General features: G+C 39.1%; 19 protein-coding genes, 7 pseudogenes and 3 riboswitches. Of the genes and pseudogenes, 11 read left to right on the plus strand and 15 right to left on the minus strand.

Annotated features, from left to right (window positions below; translation table 11 throughout):
• Positions 1–16: 16 nt before the first annotated feature.
• The 6 genes from BTO28_RS12615 to gcvT all read right to left on the minus strand — a co-directional run bounded on the left by BTO28_RS12615 (position 17) and on the right by gcvT (position 6,527).
• Positions 17–727, minus strand: a complete 711-nt coding sequence (locus tag BTO28_RS12615; RefSeq protein WP_076766812.1) for a small-conductance mechanosensitive channel — start codon at positions 725–727, stop codon at positions 17–19.
• A gap of 19 nt (positions 728–746) precedes the next feature.
• Complete coding sequence (locus tag BTO28_RS12620; protein ID WP_076766814.1) at positions 747–1,463, minus strand: DUF5058 family protein; 717 nt, start codon at positions 1,461–1,463, stop codon at positions 747–749.
• A gap of 236 nt (positions 1,464–1,699) precedes the next feature.
• A riboswitch (glycine riboswitch) is annotated at positions 1,700–1,798 on the minus strand.
• A 366-nt stretch (positions 1,799–2,164) separates the two neighbouring features.
• The gene (locus tag BTO28_RS12625; protein WP_076766816.1) at positions 2,165–2,470 is read right to left on the minus strand and encodes an iron-sulfur cluster biosynthesis family protein; all 306 of its coding nucleotides are present in this window, start codon (positions 2,468–2,470) and stop codon (positions 2,165–2,167) included.
• Between the two features lie 88 nt (positions 2,471–2,558).
• Complete coding sequence (gene gcvPB, locus BTO28_RS12630; RefSeq protein ID WP_076766817.1) at positions 2,559–4,049, minus strand: aminomethyl-transferring glycine dehydrogenase subunit GcvPB; 1,491 nt, start codon at positions 4,047–4,049, stop codon at positions 2,559–2,561.
• Positions 4,042–5,394: an aminomethyl-transferring glycine dehydrogenase subunit GcvPA gene (gcvPA, locus tag BTO28_RS12635; RefSeq protein WP_076766819.1), complete on the minus strand. Its 1,353-nt coding sequence runs from the start codon at positions 5,392–5,394 to the stop codon at positions 4,042–4,044. The genes gcvPB and gcvPA overlap by 8 nt, the downstream gene beginning before the upstream one ends.
• A gap of 14 nt (positions 5,395–5,408) precedes the next feature.
• Positions 5,409–6,527: a glycine cleavage system aminomethyltransferase GcvT gene (gene gcvT, locus BTO28_RS12640; RefSeq protein WP_076766820.1), complete on the minus strand. Its 1,119-nt coding sequence runs from the start codon at positions 6,525–6,527 to the stop codon at positions 5,409–5,411.
• Positions 6,528–6,603: 76 nt separating this feature from the next.
• A riboswitch (glycine riboswitch) is annotated at positions 6,604–6,687 on the minus strand.
• Positions 6,688–6,690: 3 nt separating this feature from the next.
• Positions 6,691–6,793, minus strand: a riboswitch (glycine riboswitch).
• A gap of 465 nt (positions 6,794–7,258) precedes the next feature.
• On the opposite strand from gcvT, the gene BTO28_RS12645 reads away from it, so the two are divergent.
• Both BTO28_RS12645 and BTO28_RS12650 read left to right on the plus strand, forming a co-directional pair.
• Positions 7,259–8,173: a LysR family transcriptional regulator gene (locus tag BTO28_RS12645; RefSeq protein WP_076766822.1), complete on the plus strand. Its 915-nt coding sequence runs from the start codon at positions 7,259–7,261 to the stop codon at positions 8,171–8,173.
• 171 nt (positions 8,174–8,344) lie between these two features.
• Positions 8,345–9,691, plus strand: a complete 1,347-nt coding sequence (locus BTO28_RS12650; protein ID WP_076766824.1) for an MFS transporter — start codon at positions 8,345–8,347, stop codon at positions 9,689–9,691.
• 355 nt (positions 9,692–10,046) lie between these two features.
• Here the strand turns inward: BTO28_RS12650 and BTO28_RS12655 are convergent, their stop codons facing one another.
• Positions 10,047–10,436 (minus strand): hypothetical protein, encoded by a 390-nt coding sequence (locus BTO28_RS12655; protein WP_076766826.1) that lies wholly within the window; start codon positions 10,434–10,436, stop codon positions 10,047–10,049.
• 866 nt (positions 10,437–11,302) lie between these two features.
• Here BTO28_RS12655 and BTO28_RS17535 point away from each other — a divergent pair.
• Positions 11,303–11,702: pseudogene (locus tag BTO28_RS17535) on the plus strand (hypothetical protein); the annotation flags it as partial.
• Positions 11,703–12,272: 570 nt separating this feature from the next.
• On the opposite strand, the gene BTO28_RS12670 reads toward BTO28_RS17535, so the two are convergent.
• On the minus strand, positions 12,273–12,764 hold the full coding sequence (locus tag BTO28_RS12670; RefSeq protein WP_233129879.1) for a zinc-binding dehydrogenase: 492 nt from the start codon (positions 12,762–12,764) through the stop codon (positions 12,273–12,275).
• Positions 12,765–12,846: 82 nt separating this feature from the next.
• On the opposite strand from BTO28_RS12670, the pseudogene BTO28_RS17540 reads away from it, so the two are divergent.
• The 3 genes and pseudogenes from BTO28_RS17540 to BTO28_RS12685 all read left to right on the plus strand — a co-directional run.
• Positions 12,847–13,807: pseudogene (locus BTO28_RS17540) on the plus strand (IS3 family transposase); the annotation flags it as partial.
• A gap of 283 nt (positions 13,808–14,090) precedes the next feature.
• On the plus strand, positions 14,091–15,593 hold the full coding sequence (locus BTO28_RS12680; RefSeq protein WP_076766833.1) for an amidase: 1,503 nt from the start codon (positions 14,091–14,093) through the stop codon (positions 15,591–15,593).
• A 390-nt stretch (positions 15,594–15,983) separates the two neighbouring features.
• Positions 15,984–16,453 (plus strand): annotated as a pseudogene (locus BTO28_RS12685) (transposase); the annotation flags it as partial.
• A gap of 9 nt (positions 16,454–16,462) precedes the next feature.
• Here the strand turns inward: BTO28_RS12685 and BTO28_RS12690 are convergent.
• The 3 genes and pseudogenes from BTO28_RS12690 to BTO28_RS17920 all read right to left on the minus strand — a co-directional run.
• The gene (locus BTO28_RS12690) at positions 16,463–16,636 is read right to left on the minus strand and encodes a Fe3+ hydroxamate ABC transporter substrate-binding protein (RefSeq protein WP_076766835.1); all 174 of its coding nucleotides are present in this window, start codon (positions 16,634–16,636) and stop codon (positions 16,463–16,465) included.
• Positions 16,637–16,723: 87 nt separating this feature from the next.
• Positions 16,724–16,920 (minus strand): annotated as a pseudogene (locus tag BTO28_RS12695) (IS1595 family transposase); the annotation flags it as partial.
• Positions 16,921–17,202: 282 nt separating this feature from the next.
• Positions 17,203–17,593, minus strand: a pseudogene (locus BTO28_RS17920) (C40 family peptidase); the annotation flags it as partial.
• Positions 17,594–17,989: 396 nt separating this feature from the next.
• Here BTO28_RS17920 and BTO28_RS12705 point away from each other — a divergent pair.
• Complete coding sequence (locus BTO28_RS12705) at positions 17,990–20,449, plus strand: S8 family serine peptidase (protein WP_076766837.1); 2,460 nt, start codon at positions 17,990–17,992, stop codon at positions 20,447–20,449.
• Positions 20,450–20,946: 497 nt separating this feature from the next.
• The gene (locus BTO28_RS12710; protein WP_076766839.1) at positions 20,947–21,219 is read left to right on the plus strand and encodes a YqhV family protein; all 273 of its coding nucleotides are present in this window, start codon (positions 20,947–20,949) and stop codon (positions 21,217–21,219) included.
• Between the two features lie 29 nt (positions 21,220–21,248).
• On the opposite strand, the gene BTO28_RS16995 is transcribed toward BTO28_RS12710, so the two are convergent.
• Together BTO28_RS16995 and BTO28_RS12715 are read right to left on the minus strand one after the other, a co-directional pair.
• On the minus strand, positions 21,249–21,506 hold the full coding sequence (locus BTO28_RS16995) for a hypothetical protein (RefSeq protein ID WP_144289484.1): 258 nt from the start codon (positions 21,504–21,506) through the stop codon (positions 21,249–21,251).
• 115 nt (positions 21,507–21,621) lie between these two features.
• Positions 21,622–22,437: a glycine-rich domain-containing protein gene (locus BTO28_RS12715; RefSeq protein ID WP_076766841.1), complete on the minus strand. Its 816-nt coding sequence runs from the start codon at positions 22,435–22,437 to the stop codon at positions 21,622–21,624.
• A gap of 592 nt (positions 22,438–23,029) precedes the next feature.
• Between BTO28_RS12715 and BTO28_RS17550 the strand changes: the two are divergent.
• Together BTO28_RS17550 and BTO28_RS12725 are read left to right on the plus strand one after the other, a co-directional pair.
• Positions 23,030–23,179: pseudogene (locus BTO28_RS17550) on the plus strand (PLP-dependent aminotransferase family protein); the annotation flags it as partial.
• 165 nt (positions 23,180–23,344) lie between these two features.
• A complete protein-coding gene (locus tag BTO28_RS12725) occupies positions 23,345–23,677 on the plus strand; it encodes a hypothetical protein (RefSeq protein WP_076766844.1) in 333 nt (110 codons plus the stop codon).
• Between the two features lie 259 nt (positions 23,678–23,936).
• On the opposite strand, the pseudogene BTO28_RS12730 reads toward BTO28_RS12725, so the two are convergent.
• Positions 23,937–24,650 (minus strand): annotated as a pseudogene (locus BTO28_RS12730) (hypothetical protein); the annotation flags it as partial.
• A 166-nt stretch (positions 24,651–24,816) separates the two neighbouring features.
• Here BTO28_RS12730 and BTO28_RS12735 point away from each other — a divergent pair.
• On the plus strand, positions 24,817–25,680 hold the full coding sequence (locus BTO28_RS12735; protein ID WP_076766846.1) for a hypothetical protein: 864 nt from the start codon (positions 24,817–24,819) through the stop codon (positions 25,678–25,680).
• 267 nt (positions 25,681–25,947) lie between these two features.
• Here the strand turns inward: BTO28_RS12735 and BTO28_RS12740 are convergent, their stop codons facing one another.
• Positions 25,948–26,826 (minus strand): helix-turn-helix domain-containing protein, encoded by an 879-nt coding sequence (locus BTO28_RS12740; RefSeq protein ID WP_076766848.1) that lies wholly within the window; start codon positions 26,824–26,826, stop codon positions 25,948–25,950.
• Positions 26,827–26,995 lie beyond the last annotated feature (169 nt).

The following is a 26,995-nucleotide window of genomic DNA, read 5'->3' on the forward strand; positions in this document are numbered from 1 at the left end:
TATTCTTTTTTTTTACTCAGAACTTTTCCTTTTGAATTTTCAATTTTTCCAAGTAAATACAAATGACAACGGTAATCACAATACAAATAATCCCTTTCGCAAAAGAAACAATTGGCAGGATGTTGATGATGATACCGACAGCAAGAGCGACTATACCGTTAATCGGTTTATGAAAAGCGAATTGAGCTAAAACGCCGCCAAAGATTGCTGGAACTATAAATTGAAAAGATGTTTGAAATGATGGTGGAATCAGAGAAATAAGAAATGAGCCGAAAGCAATAATGATGGAGAGTATAAATATATTTACCAGCGATGCAGCACCCATTGCCAGGGAAGCTGTGATTTCTCCCTTTTTTGTCCCAGGTTCAGCACCAATTACATTTTGAGCAGCTGCTGCAGCAGGAAGACACATCGTTGAAATGTTGCCAGTTAAGAATGAAAGATAGGTTCCGGAAACACCCAGGGTAGGATAATAGGAAATGGGTTCTATCACCCACGTATATCCGACCATGGCGGCATATGCGACAAAAGCGGTTATAATCGGCTGCCATCCCGGATGATATCCAGAGACAAATGAAAGATAGAGAGGCAGCAGCAAGCTTAAAATAATCACCATAGACATCGTTAACCGGCCCCAAAAGTGAGACTTCTCATGGAACTCATCCATACTTAATCCTTGAGGTAAGGCTATTTCCTCTTTTATTAGCTCCTGTTTACCCATTTCCATCTGTATTTCCTCCTTTTCTTTAAAGTGTCATCATATAGCCCACTGACAAAGCTGCTAAAATCGATAACCCGAGTGACCATTCTTTTACCCAAGTCAAATTTCTTTTGTTGGCGATAAATAAAATGATATACATGGATATTGCCGAGGTGATAACAACTATTGAGTTCGTAAACCCCTTCATTACTTCACCGCTGGCAAGGTTGGCAAATACACCGATCATAGCGGCACTTGAAATAACCGCCATCAGGTTTACTTTTCCTCTCCCACTTTTCATTGCTACTTTGTTTTGTGCTTTCCCAAATGATTTTGTGAAAAAAACGATGACGAGTAACCACCCGAGCCCGCCTAGGCACAATGTCCATACAACTGTTGTAAAGGCTTGTTCATTAAAATCAGAAGCTCCTAGCTCTGTTCCATATGCACCAGCAGCCAGGCTGGCAGCAGCTGACTCGATAGCAGAAGAGCCAATGACACCCGATCTCATTAATGTGATGGGTTCAGCCAAAAAGGTAATAAGGGAGATGGCAATAATCATACTCCCCATTGCAGGTCCAATGGCATTTATTGCCCCTACCTTTAGAGCACTTTTCACTTCTGTCCGCGTCATGCCAACGCTCTGGCTTGTTTTTACAGCAAGTTTAATAAAAATAATCGCTTGAAAGACCACAATTCCTATTACGATTATGGCAAAAACCCATACAGGAAAACTCGTTGCTACTTGCATTGCCTTCTCCATAAGCCGCCCCCTTTTTTGAATTTTCACTCTATTAAATAAATAAAAAGCTCCATTTCCCTTTTTATTTATTTACTAGTAATCATTTTTTTCTCTCTTTCAGATCATAATTAAGCATACAAAAAAGGACAGAAAAAGGTAATGATTCTACCTTCTCTGTCCTTTTACCTGAGAGTTACCATTCTTTCTGGAAAGAATCTGCTCCTTCGGTGGCTGTTTTACAGCTCTCTTCAGAGTTGCATCTAACTATTGTCCTTTTACCTGAGAGATTAATTCCATAGGCTTTTATGGAACTTGCTCCTTCGGTGTCAACTGAATGACTCTCCAATAATTATCATCTGCATTATATTAAGTTTTTAGACTACATTTACTAAAGAATCTACGTGGATAGAAAATATTTAAATGGACTATATGAAGGACTATACTACAGGGAGATACATTTTTTAATAATTCCGTGAGATTATCTCACAATTTTTTTAGCTTTAAATCGGTAGCGCTTTCTTGATTATAAAATGGCTACGCAGTATAAGCAAGTGTAATTTTACATATAATTGGAATGATACATAATATAAAACTCAGATAATGATACGAATACAGGCCAAACCTATATAGGGAAAATATATGGGGATAGAATTAGAAAGTGAATATATGTTATGGGAGGCAAAAAGAAACTTTCAAAAAAATCATATGTTTTACAAATCCAATCAGACAATATCTATTGAACAGGCACTAGAAGAAAAGGCATCTGCGACAAGGAACCCTTTTTCCTCAGTAAAATCAATTTGTATCTCTTCCCCAATATAACGTTGTGTAAAGCGATCCATTCGAATACGAATTCCATTCAGTTCTAAAATGAAATCATTCCTTCTTTCTTCATCGAAAACAAGGGAAAATGCAACGGTCATTCCACAGCCTCCTGCTACGTCCGCATCGATGCGCGGCAATTGACCCTCTTGTAAAACGACTGTTTTCAGCTTTTTCAATGCACTTTCTGTTAATGATAATCGCATTTCATTCATCTCCTTACTTATGTCAATTTCTCATTGGGATGAAGCCACGGTACATGTAAATTACTCCGTGGCTCACTCAAAATGAAGTTTATGATTTTACGCTCTCCGCTTTTCCTTCTTCAGTCTTTTCTTTCGAATGGCGTACGACCGGCTTTCTTGCCGCTTGGACTTCATCCAGCCGGCCAATCGTGGTCGTGTGAGGTGCATCCAAAACAATATCTGGATTTCCCTCTACTTCTTTTGCAATTTGGATCATGACTTCAGCAAAGGCATCAATTGTTTCTTTCGATTCTGTTTCAGTTGGTTCAATCATCAAGCATTCTTCTACATTTAACGGGAAGTAAATAGTCGGCGGATGGCAGCCAAAGTCAAGCAGCCGTTTAGCCATATCAAGTGTCCGCACGCCCAGCTTTTTCTGTCTGGAACCGGATAATACAAATTCATGCTTACAAACTTGCGAAAATGGTGAATCAAAATACGGTTCGAGCTTTTTGCGAAGATAATTCGCATGAAGGACCGCACTTTCAGACACTTGACGCAGGCCGACAGGACCCATTGTCCGAATATACGTATAAGCCCGAACTAGAATGCCAAAGTTTCCATAGTACCCTTTTACACGGCCAATCGATAACGGTTGATTGTCATTCAAGAAATATTGATCGTTCTGTTTTTCGATACGCGGGACTGGCAAATAAGGGATCAGCTTCTTTTTCACTCCAACCGGACCTGCACCGGGGCCTCCACCTCCATGGGGTGTTGTAAATGTTTTGTGAAGATTCAGATGGACGATGTCGAAGCCCATTTTTCCGGGTGTTGTTTTTCCTAAAATCGCATTGGCATTCGCCCCATCGTAATACAACAAACCGCCAGCCCCGTGCACGACCTTTGCAATCTCGATTATTTCTTTCTCAAATAAGCCAAGTGTATTCGGATTTGTAAGCATCAATGCAGCGGTATCATCATCCACATGCTTTTTTAATTCTTCTAAATCTACCAGGCCATCCCCATTGGATGGAATCGTTACAGTTCGAAAACCGGCAACTGTTGCACTGGCTGGATTTGTCCCGTGAGCGGAGTCCGGGACAAGGACCTTTGTTCTTTTTTCACCTTTTTGTTTATGGTAGGCTTTTACCATCATTAACCCTGCCCATTCACCTTGAGCACCTGCTGAAGGCTGTAAAGTAACAGCATCCATTCCTGTAATTTCAGCCAAGTCTTCTTGCAGTTCATGCAAAAGCTTTAGCGCTCCCTGAACGGTTTCAACTGGCTGATAAGGGTGAATTCGGCTGAATCCTTCTAAGCGCGCCACATCTTCATTTATTTTTGGATTGTACTTCATCGTACATGAGCCGAGTGGATAGAAACCATTATCGATCCCATGATTTTTATTAGAAAGAGCCGTATAATGACGGACAAGCTGCAGTTCTGACACTTCGGGAAGCTCCGCAAGTTCAGTCCGAATCAAATGGTCAGGAAGTTTATTTTGCAAATTGACTTTCGGTACGTCGCTCTCGGGAAGACTTGAACCGATACGTCCGGAACGGCTAATTTCAAAAATTAACTCATTGTACTCAACCATGCACAGCACCCTCCAATGTCTCTACGAAATGATCAATCTCTTCTTTTGTACGTTGTTCTGTTACCGCAACGAGCATTTGATTTTTAAACCCATAGTCTTTTTCCAAATCATATCCGCCGATTATTCCTGCCTCAAAAAGCGTATGATTGACCTCCTTAACTGCAGTCGGAAGTTCAATGACAAATTCATTAAAAAACGGAGATCGATTCTTAATTTTGTATCCTTTATCCTCAAGGCGTTTTGCCATGTAATCCGCTTTTTCAAAGTTCAGTTGTGCCATATGACGGATGCCTTGTTTTCCAAGTGCTGTCATGCAAACCGAAGAGGCAAGCGCATTTAATGCTTGATTGGAACATATGTTTGAAGACGCTTTATCTCGACGAATATGCTGCTCACGAGCCTGCAGCGTTAAGACAAAACCTCTTTTTCCATTAACGTCTTTTGTTTGTCCCACGATACGGCCCGGCAAATTGCGCATAAACTTTTTGCGCACAGCAAAGTACCCGCAATGTGGACCGCCAAAGGACATCGGCAGTCCTAAAGGCTGCATGTCTCCAATAACGATATCGGCTCCAATTTTCCCCGGCGCCTCCAAAAGTGCTAATGCAAGCGGATTGGCACTTACAATAAATAGAGCGCCTTTGTCTTGTGCAATATGTTTGATTTCTTGCAAATCTTCAATTGAACCGAAGAAGTTTGGGTATTGAACGATGACAGCTGCCGTATCCATGTCTATTTGTTCTTTCAGATTTTTTAAATCCGTCACATCTACATTAAGCTCTGCCTCTTCCACTTTGTAGCCTTGGCCGTCAGATACCGTATTTAAAATTGCCCGCGATTCCGGATGCACGGATTTGGAGATCAATACTCTCGGCCGTTTTGTAGAGGCAACAGCAAGAGATGCAGCTTCCGCAAGTGACGTAAAGCCATCATACATGGAAGAGTTGGCAGCATCCATTCCAGTTAGTTCACAAACCATCGTTTGAAATTCAAAAATAGCCTGCAGCTCTCCTTGACTGATTTCTGGTTGATAAGGCGTATAAGCTGTATAAAATTCGGAGCGTGATATCATATGATTCACAACGCTTGGAATATAGTGATCATACGTACCCGCGCCTAAAAAAATGGGGTAATCATTTGCATGTTTGTTAATTGAGGAAAGCTGCTGCATTTTTTTCATAAGAAGTGGCTCTGGAACCGCTTCCGGAATGTTTAATTCATGATCCATGCGAATGTCAGAGGGAAGATCACTGAATAATTCATCTACTGTTGATAGATTCAAAGCCGCAAGCATTTCTTCTTGATCATGTTTTGTATCAGGAAGGTACCGATAAGTCGATGTCATATGATTAATCTCCTTCATTGATGAATTCTTTTATAGAATGGTGTTTTGATGACGTTTGCTGGAATCTTTTTATTCCGTATTTCTACACTCAGTCCCTTGCCTATTTCAGCATATTCTGATTCAATCAATGCAAGACCCAGGCTTTTCTTTAGGGACGGTGAATGCGTTCCCGATGTAACGAAACCAATCTCTTTTCCATCTTCAGAAATGACTTTGTAACCGTGCCGTGGAATCCCCCGTCCTGTCACTTCAATGCCTGCTATTTTTCTTTTTAACCCTTCTTCTTTTTGTGTTTTTAGTGCTTCTTTACCGATAAAATCGCTTTCTTTATTTGTTTTTACGGCAAAGCCAATACCAGCTTCCAGAGGACTAACCTCTTTTGTAAGTTCCTGTCCGTATAGAGCTAAGCGTGCTTCAAAACGAAGCGTGTCACGGGCTCCAAGGCCGCACGGTTTTAAACCTTCTCTTTTCCCGGCTTCCAAAACGTTTTTCCATACCTCTTTTGCTTTTTCTGCTTCTAAATAAAGTTCGAAGCCATCCTCTCCAGTGTAGCCTGTCCGTGATACTAAAACATTCCTTATACCGTTAAGTTTGATTCCCTGGGCAAACTTGAAAAATCCGATCTTTGATAAATCAAAGTCTGTAAGTTTTTGCAAGATACTTTCCGCCTTAGGTCCCTGGATGGCTATCTGTGCTACTTGATTAGAAACATTTTCAACTTTGACGTCTCCAATTGCATGTTGTTTTATCCATACATAATCTTTTTCAATATTTGCTGCATTAACGACGAGTAAATATTTTTCGTTCTCTAATCTGTAGACAAGCATGTCATCCACTGTACCGCCATCCGGATAGCACATCGCTGTATATAAGGCTTCATTCAATTTAAGTTTGGTTACGTCATTGGTTACGAGGTAGTTTATAAACGCCTCCGCGTCTTTTCCTTCAACAATGACCTCCCCCATATGTGAAACGTCAAAGAGTCCAGCTTCCTTCCGTACTGCCTCATGCTCTTCCATAATGCCCGTGAATTGTACAGGAAGCGCCCATCCGCCAAAATCAATCACTTTTGCTCCGCTTTCTTTGTATATCTCATAGAGCGGTGTTTTCTTTAATTCTGTTTCTGTCCTCATTAATACACCTCCATTTTTGATTTTCATCCTGCTTTTCCAAAAATAAAAAAGGACAGAGAAGGGCAATATATCCCTTCTCTGTCCTTTTACCTGAGAGTTTAACTCCATTTTATGTTGGAGTGTTCCCCGTTGGTGGCTTCACTTACTGCTCTCTCCAGAGTTGCGTCCAATTGTGGTCCTGTATGCCTGAGAGATTTGTTTCATGGGTATTTTTGAAACTTGCTCCTTCGGCGGCATGGTGCTTTGCGCTCTCCCACAATCGTCATTCGCTTATAAAGTTGTTTGATAATTCATATAATAATCAATCTATAATGAAAATTCAATATTTTTAAAAAAATATATATTGTCAGATAAATTAACAACTTGCTTGACTTTATGATAAAGAAAATCCAAAAATAGGTGAATAATGACTCTACGCTGGATCAAGGAACCGAAAGGAGTTAAGAAAGTGTTTACCATTGCACTTAACAATCTGCTTGCTATTCTTTGGATATGTTTATTTCTTAAAAATAAAAAAGAGAACAAATTGCAAGTTACAAATTTTCTTCTTTTAACTTTTGCGATTGGAATACTAATAAACTCATTCTATTCAGCCGTGCGCAATTTTTAGTTATGCTACTATCTATTAGCGTTTCCTTAGTCTTGTATAGATTACTCGCGTTTCTTTTCTCATTCCTCATCTGTTTAGCTCGATCTATGCTAAAGTAAGATGAAAAGGAGGAACAGACAAAATGACATTGCAGCAGTTGAAATATGTGATTGAAATTGTGCTGTGCGGCTCCATTAATGAAGCGGCACGGCGTCTTTATATGTCCCAGCCGAGCTTGTCAAAAGCGGTGAAAGAACTGGAGAAAGAACTGGGCATCGATATTTTTCTTCGCACATCCAAAGGCATCACACTTTCAACCGACGGGGCCGAATTTCTCGGGTATGCCCGCCAGGTGGTGGAGCAAGCAGAACTGCTCGAACGCCGTTATTTTAACGCCGCCCCATCTAGGCAGCTGTTTTCCGTTTCCACCCAGCATTACGCCTTCGCCGTCAATGCGTTTGTGGAAATGATAAAAAAACATGGCGCCCCTGAATATCAATTCACCCTGCGCGAAACAAGAACGTATGAAATTATCGAAGATGTGAAAAATCTGCGAAGTGAAATCGGCATTTTGTATATTAGTTCATTTAACGAAAAAGTCATGATGCAAATGATGAAGGAAGAAGGATTAGACTTTCATCCCCTTTTTGAAGCGAAGCCGCATATTTTTGTCAGTGCTAAAAACCCGCTTGCCTCTAGATCATCTGTGACGCTTGAGGATTTAGAAGACTATCCGCGTCTTTCATTTGAACAGGGCGAATATAATTCTTTCTATTACGCAGAAGAAATGTTCAGCACCCTCCCCCGAAAAAAAAGCATACATGTGAGTGACCGTGCGACTCTGTTTAACCTGTTGATCGGGTTGAATGGGTATACGATTTCTACCGGGATTTTAAGTGCTGATTTAAACGGTTCTGATATTGTTTCTGTCCCGCTGGAAGAAGACGAGACCATTTCGGTCGGATGGATTGTCCATAAAAAAACGAGGCTAAGCAGAATGACCAATATTTATTTAGAGGAATTAAAGCAGATAATCGATTATTATGCCAACCCTTGATATAGCTTTTAGCTATATCTAACTATCAATATTAACAGTTACGCTATACCCTTTCTTCCGTGCTATGATACAAACACATTTAACATCACGAAGGAGAGAACAGCATGACAACGAAAACAAAAACAGCGCTCCTTATAGCCGAAGCGTTACGACAAAAGGAGGCAGAGATCAATGCGTAAAATCAATGCTTCTGACGTAATGGCTGGCAGTAAGTTTAGCCGTTTTCACTTATTGGTCTTTTTATGGTGTGTATATGCCATTGCATTCGATGGTTTTGATATTGCTATGTATGGTGTAGGCCTTCCATTAATGATGGAAGATTTCGGATTAACTTCTGTTGAAGCGGGAGCTGTCGGAAGCTATACACTAGTAGGAATGATGGTCGGTGCATTTGTATTTGGCCCGCTGGCAGATCTAATAGGCCGCAAAAAAGTGTTAGCTATTTGTATGTTTTTATTCAGCGTATTTACATTGTTTGCAGGACTGGCGTCAAATGCAACGGTTTTTACGATCATGCGATTTATCGCAGCTCTTGGGATGGGAGGGCTTATGCCAAACGTCATTTCTTTGATGACCGAGTATTCTCCTAAAAAAAACCGGGCTCTTATTGTCGCAACAATGTATTGTGGCTACTCAGTGGGGGGCATTCTTGCTTCACTTATTGGAATGTATATCATGGAAGACTTCGGATGGAGAGTTTTGTACTGGCTCGGCATAATCCCGCTTTTTACATTGCCGCTTTTTCTGAAAACATTTCCTGAGTCTCTTTCATATTACATTCTGCGTAAACAGGGAGACAAACTGGCAGCCATTTTAAATCAAGTGGACCCAAAAGGAAATTACAAAGAAACAGATGATTACGAATATGCAAGTGCAAAGGAAAGTGCGAAAGGCTCCCCTGTCATTAAATTGTTTGCTGACAACCGTGCCGTTAGTACATTTGCTTTTTGGATTGTTGTTTTCAGCTGTCTGCTTATGGTGTATGGCCTCAATACATGGCTCCCAAAAATTATGCAGGAATCCGGCTATGGATTAACTTCCAGCCTCTCATTCAGTCTCGTTTTAGGGGTTGGACAAATTGGAGGATCATTGATCGGCGGCTATTTAGTGGACCGAATCGGCCATCGGAAAGTGCTCGTATCCATGTATCTGCTTGGTGCGGTTTGCTTCGTCGCCCTTAGCATGACCTCCAACTTACTGATGCTGTATGTATTGATTGCAATTGGTGGCGCCTGTACGGTTGGAACGCAAAACCTGGCTAATCCGTATATCTCTGAGTTTTATCCGAAAGAAGTACGTTCCACAGGGGTTGGCGTTACCGTTGGGGTTGGGCGCATCGGTGCCATCCTTGCGCCGCTTATCATAGGGCTGCTGCTCGCAACCAGCCTGGAACCGCAAAGTGCGTTTATGGCCTTTGCCATTCCAAGCATTCTCGGCAGTATCGCACTTTTATTTGTTCAAGAAAAATACGGCAGTTTTGACCAACTGGACATTTCCCATAATAGAAAAGTTGGTTAAAAAAACCGGCAGCTACTGAAGTACTGTGGAAGTCCTGATAAACACTTATGGATGGTTTGTCTTTTATCAAATTTAGACAACAAGAATAACACCGCACCGCCCTATGAATCGGGCGGTGTTTATTATCCTTACTCTCCAATTTTAATCATTCAATTTCCTCTAAACGATTAGCGAGTCTGATCATCCAATACAATATGATCCAGGGAAGAATAAATTTTGTAGTCCATTCAATTACTCTAGGAATTACATTCGGCGAGTCCACACCAGGTAATGAAAGTATTGCCCAAATTCCGGATAAAACGATAAACAACTGCATAACAAAAGCCATACAGCTTACGACTGCATAGCTCATCAATCATTCTTTTTCAAATAATGATTTTAACGGAGTGCCCTCATCCCAATGATCATATAAAGCATCTAGCGCACCATCAATTACGTCCTGGATCTCCGATGCAAAGTTAATAAAAATAAATTGCATGGCTTCTGCTTCTTCCATGTACTTTTCAGGTTCTTCGGTTAAGAGAAAAGGAACCCAAAAATGAACATCGATGTTTCCATTAGAACCCTCAAATCCATAACCAGTAACAATAAAGTAGATAGTTAATTCTCCAATATGTACGTCCTGGCTATCTTTAAAAGAAATCCCCGCACTATACGTTTTGTTGTGCTCAGCATGTTTATTTTCATGAACAGTTTCAACGAGATCCTCTGTTAAATAAGGTTTGATTCCAGTACTTGAAAACAATTTATCACCCCTTTTAAAAAGATCATACAGGATAAACCAAATCAAACCAAATTTTAAGCTGAGCCAAATAACGTTTTAACCGTATGATAATGGCTTGGTTTGTTGTATCTTTTGATAATTTGATAAACGATACACTTTTTCTTCTTCCTCTTTTCCATCTAATGGTTCATCAAATGTATCATCTTCATTACAATAAATGTTTATACAAACTAATAAAGAAGTACTCCTTAAAATCAAAAAAATAAACTAATCAATGAGGGTGTTAACGGTGTTACCCAGCCCCCCATGTTGAAGAAGAGCTTTTATCCTTATTTAACCATCTCATATATTAGCAAAAGGTATTTCTTTATTATTACAATACAACTGAATATTTTTATAAAGTGACTTTAAAATATGTTGCTCTATAATTGCATTTGTATTTTCATTATTATAAGGCACTTTATGGACCAAACATAAGCGTTCCCCATAATATGTAGACTGGTGGAAAAAACAAACACACGATAATCAAACTGCTATAAAAACTGGTCTTTTCTAACCGTTTAAGAATTGGTTCTTTTATCGTTATTCCTGTAGATCGGCCAAGCACAGACGTAACAAAACTTAAAATACCTAAACTATAGAACGGTATGTACTCTGACATGAATATCGACACATCAAGAAAATACACGAGGATACAAAGAACTAACAACAAAAGGGATATGAAAATACATCCTTTTCGAAATGCCTTTTTCAAAAATTCACCTCCCGCATTACCATTTAACCCCATATTATTTTAATATTACTCTATAATCAAGTAAATAACATGATAGATCATCAAACATCCCTTTAGTTTAGAAAATCGATTACGGGATTATCTGTTAAGTATTAAATCTATTGATAGTATGGCTCAATTTAATGAAATCTATTTTGACACTGAACACCCTCGTCATGGCGCTCTTGTTGAAGAATCAAAGACAGGTTTATTACAGCTGGCTCAACAGATTAGCAGCGCTATAATCAATAAAATTGATGATCTAAAAGACGATCCTTATGTGTTCTTTTATGGCGGTGGCGCTGCCATCCTTAAAGATTATCTTTAACATAACGCAAAAAGATAGAACGACTAATGCAACGTTTTTAAATGAACCACTATTCGTTAATGCCCGCGGCTTACTTGTTTACACATGCTCACCACGTTATGAGCAACAAAAAGAAAAAGTATTAGGTATAGCAAAATGGCTCGAAATATGGTTTACCAGCAAGGGGATCGGATCAACATATGTTTAAGCCGCGATCTGACACCTGAGTTTATTGAATGGCTCAATAAACAATCGGACCTTTCAAACTTCTTTTTGTATGCTGCACAACAACTTTACCAGCAGACTGGATTTGTATATGTATCAGCGGTAATGCCAAGAAAGATCAACTTTGATCTTTCTTCGGCACAACCTTCTTCTCTACAACCACCTATGTCTAAACCTTTATCTGCACCTGTGTCTACGAATCTATACCTGTATTTGAATCTACACTTGAAAAAAATACTGATTCTGCACCTGTGTCTAAACCCGATGTTCAATTTCAGGATAAAAAAGAAACAGATACACCAGAAGAACATCAAGACACTAATTCAGAAAAAAAAAGCAGCATCCGCAAAAATCTCATTAAAATTTGAAAAGGAACTTGGAATAAGACCTTTCCAAGTCCCTTTTGTCGACACTCTGAGCCGATTTGTAATAATCGACTTTTAAATTTTTTCTAATTCAATTAAAGCCCCCGTTAGCTTAAGTACACTATTTCACAAACATTTTATTTTATATGTTCTCTTCTACAAGTCGAAAGTCTATTTGGTCTAATTATTTATGAAAATTTTAGGATGGGCTTAATGGTTGTACCCTTATGAGCGTCTTCTACTGCTTTATTGATTTCTTCAAAGGAATAATACGTAATTAATTTATCGAAAGGGAATTTTCCTTGCTTATTTAGTTCAATCAATCTTGGAATAAAGATTTGAGGAACACCTTCTCCCATCAAAAAACCTTCATAGTTTCTTTCAAATAAAATCGTATTGATATCCAGAAATACTTCTGAACCAATAGCACCACCTGCCACTTGCACAGCCCTGCCTGTAACGGCAAGTGAATCTACTGCATTCCGGGAGTTTTCAGGACGACCACTGGATTCAATCGCATAGTTCACCCCTTTTTCGGTAATCTTCATAATCGCTTCTGCCACTTTTTCTTCTTTTGCATTAATAGTATGGGTGGCTCCTAATTCCTTTGCTAAGGCTAATCGGTTTTCTTGAACATCAACAGCAATAATGATGCCGCAATGACACACATTCGCTGCCATGATTGCACTTAAACCAACTGTACCTGCACCAAAGATAACAATGCTTGTGCCGGGTTCCGGTTTCAACTTATTTAATAAGGCGCTCACACCAAAAGAGTTAGCCGAGATCCAGAAAGAAAACCTTCGGTTAAAACAGGAGGTAGAAATCCTAAAAAAGGCTATGGCCATATTCGCGAAAAAGTAACAGAAACAGAGCTCAACGATTTTATCGAAGAACACAAGGATCAATACCCCGTCCAGAAAATGTGCGAAATACTGGCGGTGCCAAGAAGCAGCTACTATGATTCCCCTTGAAAAAACGACGTCAAAGTGTGAACTGGAAAACCAGGAACTCACGAAGGAAAAAGGGCGGATTCACCTGGAAAGTAAGGCGCGTTATGGCGCTCCGAAAATCCATAAAACCTTATTAAACAACGGTTTTTGTCTAAGCTTGAAGCGTGTCCAACGCTTAATGAGAAAGGCTGGGATCCGTTCGATTACCAAGAAGAAATACCGTCCCTCCCCCTCAAAAGAAAAGGTTGTGCAACTGGAGAATCTCTTAAAACGAGACTTCACTACCTGCACGATCAATGAGAAATGGGTGGCGGGTATTACATATATTCCTACGGTAAGAGACCGCTGGTGCTATCTATCCTCTGTATTGGATCTGCATTCGAAAAAAATCGTTGGCTATTCTTTTTCCCGTTCTATGACTTCGGAATTGGTGATCGAAGCACTTCAAAACGCCTGTTTTTCTCAAAAGCCCCGAAAGGGTTTAATTCTTCATACCGATCTTGGCTCACAATATACCAGCAGTGAGTTAAAAACACGGAATCAAGCAGTCTTTCAGCCAGAAAGGCTGTCCTTATGATAATGCCTGTATAAAGTCGTTCCACGCCATACTAAAGAAAGAAGAAGTTTATCATACGCAGTACACAGACCGGGCAGCAAAGCTGGCCATGTTTCAGTTTATAGAAGGCTGGTATAACCGGAACAGAATTCATAGCAGCATCGGCTATCAGACACTACAAGCTATTGAAAACCAGGCTACAAGAACAGCTTAAGACTTAACTTTTTTGTGTCCTAATTATTGACTCAAATCCAATTTATCATGTTCTTGCACTGTTAGGAATAGAAGCCATATTCACAGGGATTCGACCTTATTTAGCGACAACAATTTTAAATGCTAATATTAACTTTTCTTCTTTGAAAACGTTCGCTACCGTACAGCAAGCTATACTTAGTAACTTTCTAAATAAATAAAAATTATGGAGAGAAAGGGATTTTTCAAGCTATAAGAGAATATATTTGTAAGCGTATACATTTTTGTTTATAGGAGGTAGTCTAATGTCTCTTTCGAACGAACTGTCTTATCTATCTGTTGCAGAGTTGAAAACAAAAATAGCAAGTAGAGAGTTATCCCCTGTTGATATTATAGAAGGAGTTATTGGTAGGATTGAAGAAAGGAATGAAAGTTTAAATGCCTTTGTCCATTTAGATTTTGAGGGGGCAAGACAGCGGGCGAAGAAAGCCGAGGATCAGCTGATGTCAGGGGAAGATGTTGGCATTATGCACGGAATCCCAACAGCATTAAAAGATTTATTCGACTTCAAGCCGGGCTGGCCTTCTACTTTTGGCGGAATTCCTGCATTGAAGGATTTCATTGCTGATTTCTATTGCGTATATGCAGAGCGGATGGAACAGAAGGGTGCTATCCTTGTAGGGAAGACAAATAGTCCTGTAATGGGATTCAGGGGAACATGTGACAATTATTTATTTGGCCCGTCGCGAAATCCATTTAATCTGGCGAAAAATACAGGTGGTTCTTCAGGCGGTAGCGCTGCAGCGGTAGCAGATGGACTGCTTCCTGTGGCCGAAGGAACAGATGGCGGCGGATCAATCCGCATTCCTGCTGCTTGGTGCGGCCTGTATGGCTACAAAGCTTCGTTTGGGCGTATTCCCTTTGTTGCAAGACCGAACGTATTTGGAGGATTGAACCCATTTTTATTTGAAGGAACTCTGACTCGAAATGTAGAAGATGCAGCCATTGGTTTAACAGCCTTAGCGGGTTATGACTCGAGAGACCCGTTCAGTATAGATGACAAAGTAAATTATATGGGAGCCTTAAGCAAGTCAGTAAAGGGAATGAAAATTGCGTATAGTCCGGATTTTGATGTTTTCCCAGTGGATAAACAGGTGGCAGAAGTGGTCAGAAATGCTGTGAAGGTATTTGAACAAGCTGGTGCCCATGTAGAGGAAGTGAAATTTGGCATTACTAGGGACCAACGTGAATTAAGCGATTTGTGGAGCAGATTGATCTTGCCATCAAATATTGATACACTTGAAAATTTTAAAGCGCAGGGCATCGATATTTTGAAGGACCATAAGGGCGACCTTCCTCCACAGTATATCGAATGGCTCGAAAAGGGCTATAAATTGAACGTGCTAGATATGAATAGAGACCAGCATATGCGAACTGAGATTTACGATTCTATTCAAAATGTACTTGAACAATACGATTTAATTATTACCCCTACCGTCGCATCTTTGCCGGTAGATAACACTAATGACGGTAATACAATGGGACCGACACAAATTAATGGAGTCGAGGTTGACCCGCTAATCGGCTGGTGTTTGACATACTTCACAAACTTTACTGGCCATCCATCAGCATCCATTCCAGCCGGGCTTTCAAAAGAGAACCTGCCAATCGGAATGCAAATTATCGGAAGAAGATATGCTGATACCGATGTACTAGCTGCCAGTGCGGTGTTTGAAAGAATGAGGCCTTGGAATAGTATCTATGATATTTGTAAAAATAGAGACATATCCAATTTTATTGCAAATTAAAACAGGTTAAGAATGTGTAACAAGGATATCTCACATAAATTTCATTTAGTTAGTCTGTGGCTGCAAGCAAAAAATGGTATCGTTTGTCGATACCATTCAGCTTGGACAAAGTCCATCATTATGAGCCAAATCTACAAACTTTTTTGAAACCATGTCCAGTCTAAGCTATCAAACACCACAAGCTGTTGAAGACCAGGCTAGAAGATCTGCTTAAGACCTTAACTTATTGTCCAAATTATTGACTCAAATCCATCACTTTTCCCAAATCCTTATTGAACTAACCTGCCTCGTTCGTATTATAAGGTCATCCAGATTTTTCTGGTTGATCTTTTTTGTTTAGGATTTATCCTATCGGTAGCCGGGGTAGAACGTACCTGCCCGTGCAACAACAAGTTTCATTCGATTTTAGATCAAGTATTTCCTGAGTATAGAGGTGTGTTTGGTGACTTGTACTCCAAAGTATCCCTGCATACCTTATTGGAGTTTCCTACGTCAGAAGCTGTATTAAACGCTGGAGAAATGAAAATAGCTGAAAGAATTGCCGCATTATGTATGAGCCGTTCCGAACGGTGGGCAAAGGAAAGAACAAAAAAGCTAATGGAGGAAGCTAAACGAAATCCATTTCAAAGCACCATGTATCACAGTCATCTCATAGCCTAGAAATGTATATCACAATGGTTCTCCAATACCAAGAGCATCTAGCTCAGTTGGAAAACCAAATTGATGCCCTGGCTGGAGAACTTGAAGAATATAAGATTATTCAATCAATCCCTGGTATAGGAGAAAAGATCGCTGCCACGATTATTTCTGAAACAGGAGAAATTGATCAGTTTAATCACCCCTTCACTTTTATCAAATATCAACAAATATCAATTTAATTTTTGATGAAAACAATCTTCACATATGAAACTACCTTCGTTTTTTAAATACGCTTTTATTTCAGTCATCCCTTTACGTTTTGGATAACGCATTTTTATAAAAACAACCTCGTCACCCTTAATTTCTTTACCGCATTTAGTACACTTAGGCTCTTCTCCAAACACCGCATATCACCTCCAATTAAAATTTGTTTATGCTCTTTATTACGAATAAGTTTCATAAAAGTTCCTTTATAGACTGAATATCGAATGCTATATTCTGAATTTTGAAAGACGCAAACTATAATATGTGTCCGTCATTTCAAATAGATATGATGATAATAGAAATTCTTTAATGTGCTGTTAGTGCTTTCGTTACTACGACTATCGACAAATAAGAACCAAGCAAGGTAATTATCCAGATATTTCGTAGCCACACCTTTAAAGCGGTCTATCCATTGTTTTAAGCGGAAAGTTATCAAATATCAATACTTAGCTACTTTCAAAGAGCGCAATTTTGTGATTAAAGGAAGTCAGGCTATACACGAGGAAACTGGAAAAACTTTGAAGTCAAAGACATATTATGAGGAAATAAGAAATATACAAGATGCGGAAAAAACGATTTTTTCGTAGTTGCGCCTTCAGAATATAATTTTATCGAAAGTAAGGTACTGGCTCATCTAATCACTCCATTTTTAAATTTTTAGTTCTATGATTCCTTCCTAAAGGCAAAAAGCAGTTTGAAAGCTGCTTTAAACGCGTTTAACACGGCCATTAAAAACTTTAGCCCGATGGCTGCCTGGACTCATATCAGCAATTGCAACGCCTGTACTTCCTTGCGCTCCAATAAATTTTCCGCCGCCCACATAGATGCCCACATGGCCATCTATTTTATATGTGTCAAAGAACACCATATCACCGGGCTGCACTTTCACTTGGTGAAACGGGCTTTCCTAAATGCTTTAACGTTTCCATGCTTGTCGATCCCAACGAGCCTAAATCAACTCCTGTTTGTTTAAATGCCCAATGAACAAAGCTGGAACAATCGAACCGCCCACGTGCAATGTCACTTTGATTTCGCCCACCGCCGAAAACATAAACAGAATTTCCAATGTATTTCTTCCCTACATTCACTACGCTTGAATTGCCGCCACTGCTGCCGCCTGTATCACCATCAATAGCCGCATAGCCATTCACATAAGAATCCGCATAACCCATCACTTCTTCAACGTACCAATCAGCATGATTATAAGCAAAAAGCATCTGTCATGTAAGGTTTCGCATTTTCCAAGTAGCTGGTAGGTTTTTCTGAATCGTAGTTGAAAGGCTTTCGAGAACTCTACTGCAACTTTTTGGCTATCCTCTAATTCTTTCTTAATAGATTAAATTTTATTTTAAAAGGCATTCTCCCCTTTTCATCCTCAAAAGTTATTTTGCTTCATCATTTCTTCAATGCTTTCAAGGTTTCATTATTCTTATTAGAAGGAAAATAATAATGAAATTGTTTACTTTATTTATATTTTGAAAGGAGGCTATTGCTTGAAAATCTTTCTCTATGGGCTATTGTCTGCAGGTTTGCTGTTTTCGTTTCATGGGGATTGTGCTGTTTTTGCAGATGGTGATGAGGAAAAAAAGATGCTCATTGTATTCGATGAGGAATTGAGTGACAAGGAGATTGATAAAACAGTAGAGAATGCTGGGGGAGATGTCACGGTGACATACGATCAAGTGCCTGTCGCTTCAGTTGAAATACCAGAACAATCGATTGATGAGCTTTTGGAGGACCCTTCTGTCAAGCATGTTGAAGAAGATATCCTCATTCATCTAAATGAACAGGTAGAAGATTGGGGCATTCCGGCGACGAATATGCCTGCTACGTGGAATTCCGGTTTTACCGGGAAAGGAATAAAAGTGGCGGTAATTGATTCAGGCATTGCACCCCACAGTGATTTAGCGATTGCTGGAGGCATTTCAACAGTTGATTACACTTCTTCCTACAACGATGATCAAGGTCATGGAACACATGTGGCCGGCATAATTGGCGCTAGAAATAACAGCTTCGGCGTAAAAGGTGCCGCCTATGAATCAGAACTTTATGCAGTAAAGGCATTTAATCAGGACGGTGCTGCTTATTTATCCGATATGATCGAAGGAATCGACTGGTCAATTTCGAATGGCATGGACATCATCAATTTGAGTTCCGGCACACAGGTAGATTCCGCTGCATTCCAATCTGTTATTGATAAAGCTTATGCAAGCGGCCTGCTTATCGTGGCGGCAGCAGGAAACGATGGAGCGCCTGATGGTTTAGATGATACGGTCGACTTCCCTGCCCGTTACTCGTCGGTCATTGGCGTCGGTGCCGTTGATAGCTATTCCATGCGTGCAGCTTTCTCATCAACAGGACCTGCTGTCGAAGTATCAGCTCCCGGTGTAAATATTCTGAGCACGTATTTAGATGATCAGTACGGCTACTTAAGCGGAACTTCTATGGCGGCTCCCTACGCAACAGGAAAACTTGCCTTATTAAAGCAGGCTTATCCACAGCTTACCAATGAGGAGCTCCGTCAATTACTCATCAAGCATACGCGGGATCTTGGGCACCCAGGAAGAGATCCGTTTTTCGGTTACGGTCTTATTCAGGCGTCCTCATTTACAGAACCTGTTAATGAAGAAAATCCATTGACCGGTCTCAACCTGAGCACAAATTCCATATCAGGAGCGCCGGGTGAGGTTCTGAATGTTACAGCTTCCGCCGCCTATAAAAACGGTGATGTTCAAAACGTGACGAATGGGGCAAACTGGTCATCCTCCAACACAGCCGTTGCTGCCATCACAGCTGGAAGAGTAGAACTGAAGGGCTATGGCACCACAACGATAACCGTAACCTATGGAGATCAATCGGCTGTTATCATCGTAAACGTTCCGGAACCAGCGCTGGAGCCGAATCCCATTGTTAAACTTGAAGCCAATCCAACTGTTCTTGTCGGTAAGCCAGGAGAAATCCTTCATATTTCAGCTTTCGCCACATACAAAAATGGTGATGTTCAAAACGTGACCAGCGGATCAAGCTGGTCATCCTCCAATACAACCGTGGCCACCGTCACAGCTGGCAGAGTGGAGCTGAAAGGCTATGGCAGTACGACGATAACGATAACATATGAGGATCAAACGACTATGGTTGTCGTGAATAGTCCTGAACCACAGCCGGAACCGAACCCCGTCGTAAAGCTTGAAACGAACAAAGCATCTTTAACCGGAACTCCTGGAGATATCATTAATGCCACAGCGACGGCCATTTACAAAAACAGCGAAGTTCAAAACGTAACTAATGAGGCAAGATGGTCATCGGCTGATACAAATGTCGCCACGGCAGCGTCCGGAAGATTGGAACTGAAAGGGTACGGCAGTACAACCATTACAGTGACATACGCGGGGGAATCGGCTGTTATCATCGTAAACGTTCCAGAACCGCAGCCGGAACCGGATTTTGTCTTTCGTGATGTCCCTTCTTTTTATTCACCGTCTGTAGATTATTTGGTTCGCAACCAAATTACTCAGGGGATTTCTGAAACGGAATTTGGCGTGTCAAAAAACATTATCCGTGCGGATGCGGCCATATGGTTGGCTAAAGAACTGAATTTAACTACAAAAACAGCCAAAGCATCTGGTTTTGTTGACGTACCGGATCGGGCGGCCGGTGCCGTTAACGCTCTTAAAGAAGCCGGAATCATTGGCGGGAAGACAGAAACAAGATTCGGTGCCTATGATCCGCTAACACGTGGAGAAGTCGCGATTATAGTACAACGGGCTTATACTCTTTCAGGAGGTGGCCTTTCATCTACTTTTACTGATGTATCTTCCCGTTACAAAGAAGCTGTCGATGCACTGGTCGCAAATAAAGTCACAAATGGTCTCACTGCAACACAATTTGGTGTTTCTCATCACATTACACGAGGTCAACTAGCCGTCTTCCTTTACCGCTTGTCATCTAGATAATTTAAAGAAGCTGACGCAAAAAACTCATGCGTCAGCTTCTTTTTTCTCTATACCGGTTACTCGAAGTCATTTTCTACATTCTCCGATTCATTTAATTTCAGTCCCTCTCTTAACACCTCTAAAACTCTTTCAATATCGCTTCATTTCTTCTTGCTTTCTGGTCAGGAAGATATTCTTCGTGAAAGCTAATTGTTAGGAATGGTTCTGCTAACGCCAACTTGAAATCGAGCAGCTTTGGTTTTTCCCGGAATTTTATGTCCCATTGATATCAGCTCTCATACCTTCACTAAGAAAATTTATCGGCTATATTTATTTTTTTATTCGATATCTAACAAAATATACATTTTCATTTATCCCGCCCCGTTATCAGAACAAAGCAAAATAATTAACCTTTATTCTTTGTTGAACAAGGTATATTTTTGTAAAGGATATTTTTTGGAACTAGTTTGTCCATCTAAGGCATACATTATAGGAAAATGTTTTGGAGGGAGGATAAAATGATCGTTTTCATTGAAAAAGCTCTTCTTGGCATTATTTTAATAAGACTTATTTCAGGAAGCATAGAAATCACTGCGGCTATGTTAATGATGAAATTTAATGACTTGGAAAAAGCTTTTTATATTAACAGCCTTCTTGCATTAGTCGGTCCCATCATTTTAGTCCTTACGACAGGGATAGGATTGATGGGGTTATCCGGAAAAGTGCCTTTAACCAAGAGCTTTACTCTTATAGCAGGGGTTTTATTGATTATTTACAGTTTGAGGAAATAAACCGTTGTATAACGATTGATCCTGCTTATTTATAATGGAATTGGACATGCTTCTACTAATAAACGTGAATTTTGATGGTATGTCTTTAGTGTTTTTCTTTTTGAAAAAGAAGAAAAAGAGCTGACTTTTCGCCCGCTCCTTTTACTATGTATGTAAGTATACTTGTTAACTGCTTCCACAACCACTGCCGCAACTGCTTCCACTTGAATCACCCGAACTGGAACAACTGGCCGATGAACTATCGCTCTTATTCGAATCATTCGAATGATGCTTTTGATTTTCATCATAAATATATGGTCCTGAACAAGAAGAATATGCTCCTTCTGATTTCACCGTTTCAGGTTCAATCGTTCCCACCATGGAATAAAATATAATCCAATATATCAAGGAATCTGGATCTGATTAACTGCTCCTCGGTATAGTCAGCGTGTTTTTGTTGTTAGCTGCAGAATATTTCTTAAAACTTAAAGCAGCTTTTTTCGCCTGCTTTTTCAGTGTTTCGCGGATGTCTTGAATCAGTTGCAGACTATCCGGGTGATGAAACTTAAACAATTCATCATCCAGCCAATCGTTGAGTTTATCCCCTGTCAATTCGTTTAGCTTTGTCAAAAATGACTTATCCAGACGATTCTGAAAAAAGCCCCCATGAATAGAATCAGTCCTTTCATGTATGGAGAATATCGCTGTATAAAATAATTCAAATACTGCTCTTTCGTGGCTTGCTTTCTCTTCTGTTTTCTCCCTATCCACCGATGGCATATGGTGAATAAAACCACGATTGAACACGTCACAAAAAACGGAATATTCTTTTGTAAATAAAATCATGTCATGCCAGATCGCATCAACTTTGCTGTTATACATCGGGACGTTTTTCATAACGGCGGACAAAAGGAAAAAGCGTTTCAGCTCAAGCTCATACCACTTATAATCATCTTCAGAGATGATGTTCTTTTCAATTAATCTCTTCTTCACACCTGCCGCATATTGTTCATCCCATGCAGCGTTTAATTTATCACGAAGCGGAGCGGCTTGGTTATTCACAAGTCCGAGAGTTGTCAAGAGTTCTTGCGAGGGGCTGCTTTTTAACACTTCCCTTTCACCAGCAATCTGACCAAAATTTTTCTGTTTAGCCATCTTATTATTTTCAACTGATCTAAATATATTCATAGCTATAAAAACAATCACGATAGCTATAATAAGTACCAGTACTAAATCCAATTCATTGCACCTCCATAATGTAATTCTTACTTACTCCATCACTAGCTAGCGAAAAACCAATAATTACAATTGGTTTATAATGTAATTATATCATATTACTGGGATTATTATGAAAGTAAGAGAATAGTTTGATGTCCCCAATAGTTTATAATCCTTTCGCAAAAATGGAAACTTTTTCTTAATTATTACGTATTTATACTTTGATAAGTCGAATGGACTGGAGGTGTACAATGTTTACAACTGAACTGACTAATAGATTACTTAACATATTGCTTACTTGGTTACTAGTAATACTTGCATATAAAATCTTATATCCTGAACCATCTTTATTGTTTTATTTCTTAATTCCACTATTTGCTGTTGTGAATACGATTGTAAATTTACACAAAATTTTTAAGACAAAATAAATACTGGATTATCTAAAGAAAAAGGTGTTGTTTTCGTGGTTTATTTTATTTATCTATCTTTTTAACAGCTTTATCTTATTTGATTGGCAGTCGCATAATTATTAAAGGTATTGCCATTTGGCCGGTCTTTCTGTTGTTTCTTTAGGTGCTTTGACAGAAGCACTTGGAGCACTAATACCAAAACGTTCTCAAACAATATCAATATTATGGGTTATTCCACCGGGTTACATTTGATTGTTGAATTTAAAAATATTCATTTTACATAAGAATTATTGGAAAAAGTTCAGAAAACAGGAGTGAAGATATATCCTGTCGGTGACCACACATTTGAAAAAGCCTTATCTTTGGCTGCGGACATAACTAAGGAACAAAGTTCAACAATCTTTTTATCGTACATATACAAATCTATATGTATACATGTAGATTTGTATATGTTATTCTTTTATATGACCTGTGATTTTTAATTTTTTTAGGAAAGAGTTTTTAGAAAGGGGATTCTCATGAATAATAAAGCAATGTTTTTACTAATAGATGACTATTTAGACTTATACATTTATGCAAAAAGCATGAACGATTCTGATTGGCAGAAAGAAATCATCAAAAAAATTCAAGATTTTCAACAGCCTTCAATTGCTGAAAAAACACAATCTTTATCTATGAACGAACTTTTAGAAAAATATACTCTTATTAACGATGAAATATGGTCTCTTTTTCAACAATTACGATATGTAAAACCGAACAGCTCTTTAGAAAACCAAATTTCAGAGTTAAAAAAACATCGTCATTCAATTTACCTTTTGATTATCGAAGAACAGTCACAACAGAGTATTTAATTTAAAAGATGTTTTATGAGCATAGGATGTTCCATAAAGGACTGGACATTTTTCTAACATATACAAATATACAAATATACAAATCTATATGTATATTTGTATATGTCATTTTATTTTATGCTGTATTTAAATTCATGATCACTTAAAACGTAAGAATAGAAAAACACGGCAAAATTTTTGGATGCCGTGTCCTGGAATTCTTTTAAGTTAAAGACCTATCATTTATACATTTTCTTTTGATAAGTTGCCATTTGCTTATTCACCAAATCATAATAGCTACTGTAGTCGCAATTAATAACCCTGTTATAACTGGAATGAAATTTTTTCTAGCTAACTCAATTGGCGAGAGTTGCAAAAATCCAGCTACTGCTACAAGTGAAGACCAGGCCACGATTGTTCCGCCACCCCAGATGGCACCCATTTGCCCGATTGCTGCCAATGTTGAAGCATCCATTCCAACTCCCTCTGCCATTGCTCCTGCTAAAGCGCCTGTTAAAGGAAGACCCGAAAATCCTGATCCATCTAAACCAGTTATTAACCCAACTAGTAGTATACCAAAACCAGCAATAATGGAGTTTTGCGGAATAAACGTTTGACCTGCTTGAATCATATCAAATAGAAAAGCTGGTTTAGCAGCAGTTTCCTCCAAAGATAGAATAGAGCCAGTAAAATCGGCACTTCCCATAAAAAAGAACCCTGCAATTGGGATAACCGGCGCCATTGCTCTAAAGGCAAAAATAAAACCATCTGTTATGTGATCACTAATTCTATCCAGAGCATGGATCCGATTAAAGACAATCGTTGCCATTACTGAAAGAATTACTGCGACACCCCCGACAAATGCGGCTCCATCTGTCCCTTCAAATCCTGAACCACCAGATAATTTATTTTGAAACATGTAAAACATAACACCTAACATTGATAAGGGAACAAGAACAGCAAACAATTCCCCCCATCTTTCTTTTCTTTGTACGATGAAAGAATCTTCTTCAAGTGTATATCACGATGAAATGTTACATTACCTTATTTCAACTCTTTTCCGACAGTTGAATGTTGAGAACCTTCTATCTGTTTATGCCTGTTAATCGTCCTGGTTACGTCATGGGTTTATGAGCAGAGCAATAACTCGCGGATTTGCCATGCCATTAATTTGGGCACCGGTTACCCCAATTGTAGGCATTGTCATTGGCATGACAGGTGTAAGCTGGCTGTCCATGCTACCCTATGTTGTCCCATTAAGTTTGTTGGGACTGGGATTGGATTGGTATATTGGATCGCGGCGAGCAAAAAGAGCAAATATACATCAAATTCCGCCATTAAATGAAATTTCCATGACGATCGATGAACGGGAACCACATCCAGGAAAAGTATATCAGATCTTTTTAGCAATCTTTATATTTAACATCGCTATTTCTATAGTCGAATCACAATTTCACTATTCCTTTATCATTCTTGTGGCATTATTAGTCATTCCGTTTGCATTTTGCTGGTCCGTTTTATTGAAAAAAAGGAAAGAATTTGGCTTTCATTTGAAAGAACATTTCCAACTATTTTCAACTAGCATGAAAGATCAATTCTTTATTTATCTAGCAGCTGGTTTTTTCATTTCCGCTATTAACGTTTCGGATACCAATGAATTGTTGAATAGCGTAATTCTTCAGCTTGTGAACACAATTGGAAGTGGAGTATTTTTAATTTTGCTCCCTCTCATCCCTTTAGCTTTTGCTTTTTTCGGCCTTCATCCCGCAGTAACTCTTGCATTGGTAGCTGAAGCTTTAAATCCCGACATTATTGGTATATCGCCTCATATTTTAACCGTTGCGATGCTCGCTGGAGCCGTATCAGCATTTTTAGTAGGACCCTATAATGCTACAATTGGCCTTATGTCAAACATTACGAAGGTGAGTTCATATAAAGTTTCAAATTGGAATTTGTCTTTCACATGTGTTTACATAGCTTGCGTCATGCTATACCTACTCTTTCTTGAATTGCTTACTATATAACACTCTTTCGAGAAATTTTTTAAAACGCAGTTCCCCTGAAAACATCTACACATATACATATCTATTCGTATATGTGTAGATATGTATACACCAAACTAATTTTGGTGTTGCTTTACCCAGAGTTCAAAAAGTATTGTCTAAAAGATGACTTTGAGTTACCCCTGAACTCGAAAATTGCCCATTAATTGAACTTCAATAAACTTGTTGCCTGCTTGCTAGAAAATATATCAGCAAAATCATACTTATTCTAAGAAAAGCTAAACGGAATTAATCAGTTTGCAAAAAGTCATATAGAACTGGATGATTTTCAAACCCTTCTCTTCTTTTTTCGACATTGATCATGTTTCGCAATGTACCAAAGAAATATCCGTCGAAAGCACCTTTTATTCGGCCGTGTTTGTATGCAAAAATAGATTCTTTAAATGCCTGGACCACGATTTGTTCAAGTAGTTCTATGGGCTTTCCGAACTTGCTTATTCGGTGTGCTAATTTCGCTTTACCCCATAATTTGTAAATGGCCTTTGCTTCACCAAAAAATTGTTTAACAGTGGAAACAAAGGTTTGGGGAATATGAGATGGTGTAAAGGAATCATCTAAAAACGGATCTTCTTTACGTATGTTTTTAAAAGATTTATTTAAATTTAAATAATTGGTAGAATCAGTTTGAGTCTCTTGATCCTTAGAGTCATAAGGGTTTTCCGCGTTTTTAGTTTGGCAATCAGTCTGGAAATCTTCTAAACTGAGGTATTCTTTCCACTGAATAAAATATGGATGTTCAGTAAACAAATGGATCGGTGCACTGCGTCCATTTTGGGTGCTTGAACGACGGTATACAGTAACAATTAGACCATGATCGCGAAGTTTTTTTGAAATATTTCTTATGGTCTTCGCTGAAACATTATAACGTTCTGCAAAATAGTCATCACTTGCAAAGAAAAATCCACGTTCGGATGCAAACCAGCACATCATGTCGATCGCTTTGCGAGTCCCCTCTTTTAAACGGTAATATCTTTCTCCGTAAACAGCTTCAATTGATTTTAGCAGCATTAATTTAGTTGATTGCTGTTCTTTATGGTTTTCCGCGTGTAGTTTACATGTACTCATTTCCTTGAATTCACTTATTGAAATCATCTTGCTTACAGTCATGACGTTTTCCCTCCATATCAAAGAAAACAAAAAGACGCATTTACCGTTTAATTCGGTAAACACGCCTTCAATCTAACTATAATAGCAAGATTTTCCCCTTGAAAACTTGGCTTATTTGTCGTAAAATATACGTATAAATAAGTAGTTAATAAGGTGAAAGCAAGTGTTT

The sequence above is a fragment of the Domibacillus epiphyticus genome, from assembly GCF_001975785.1.
In the GTDB taxonomy this organism is placed as follows: Bacteria; Bacillota; Bacilli; order Bacillales; family Domibacillaceae; genus Domibacillus; species Domibacillus epiphyticus.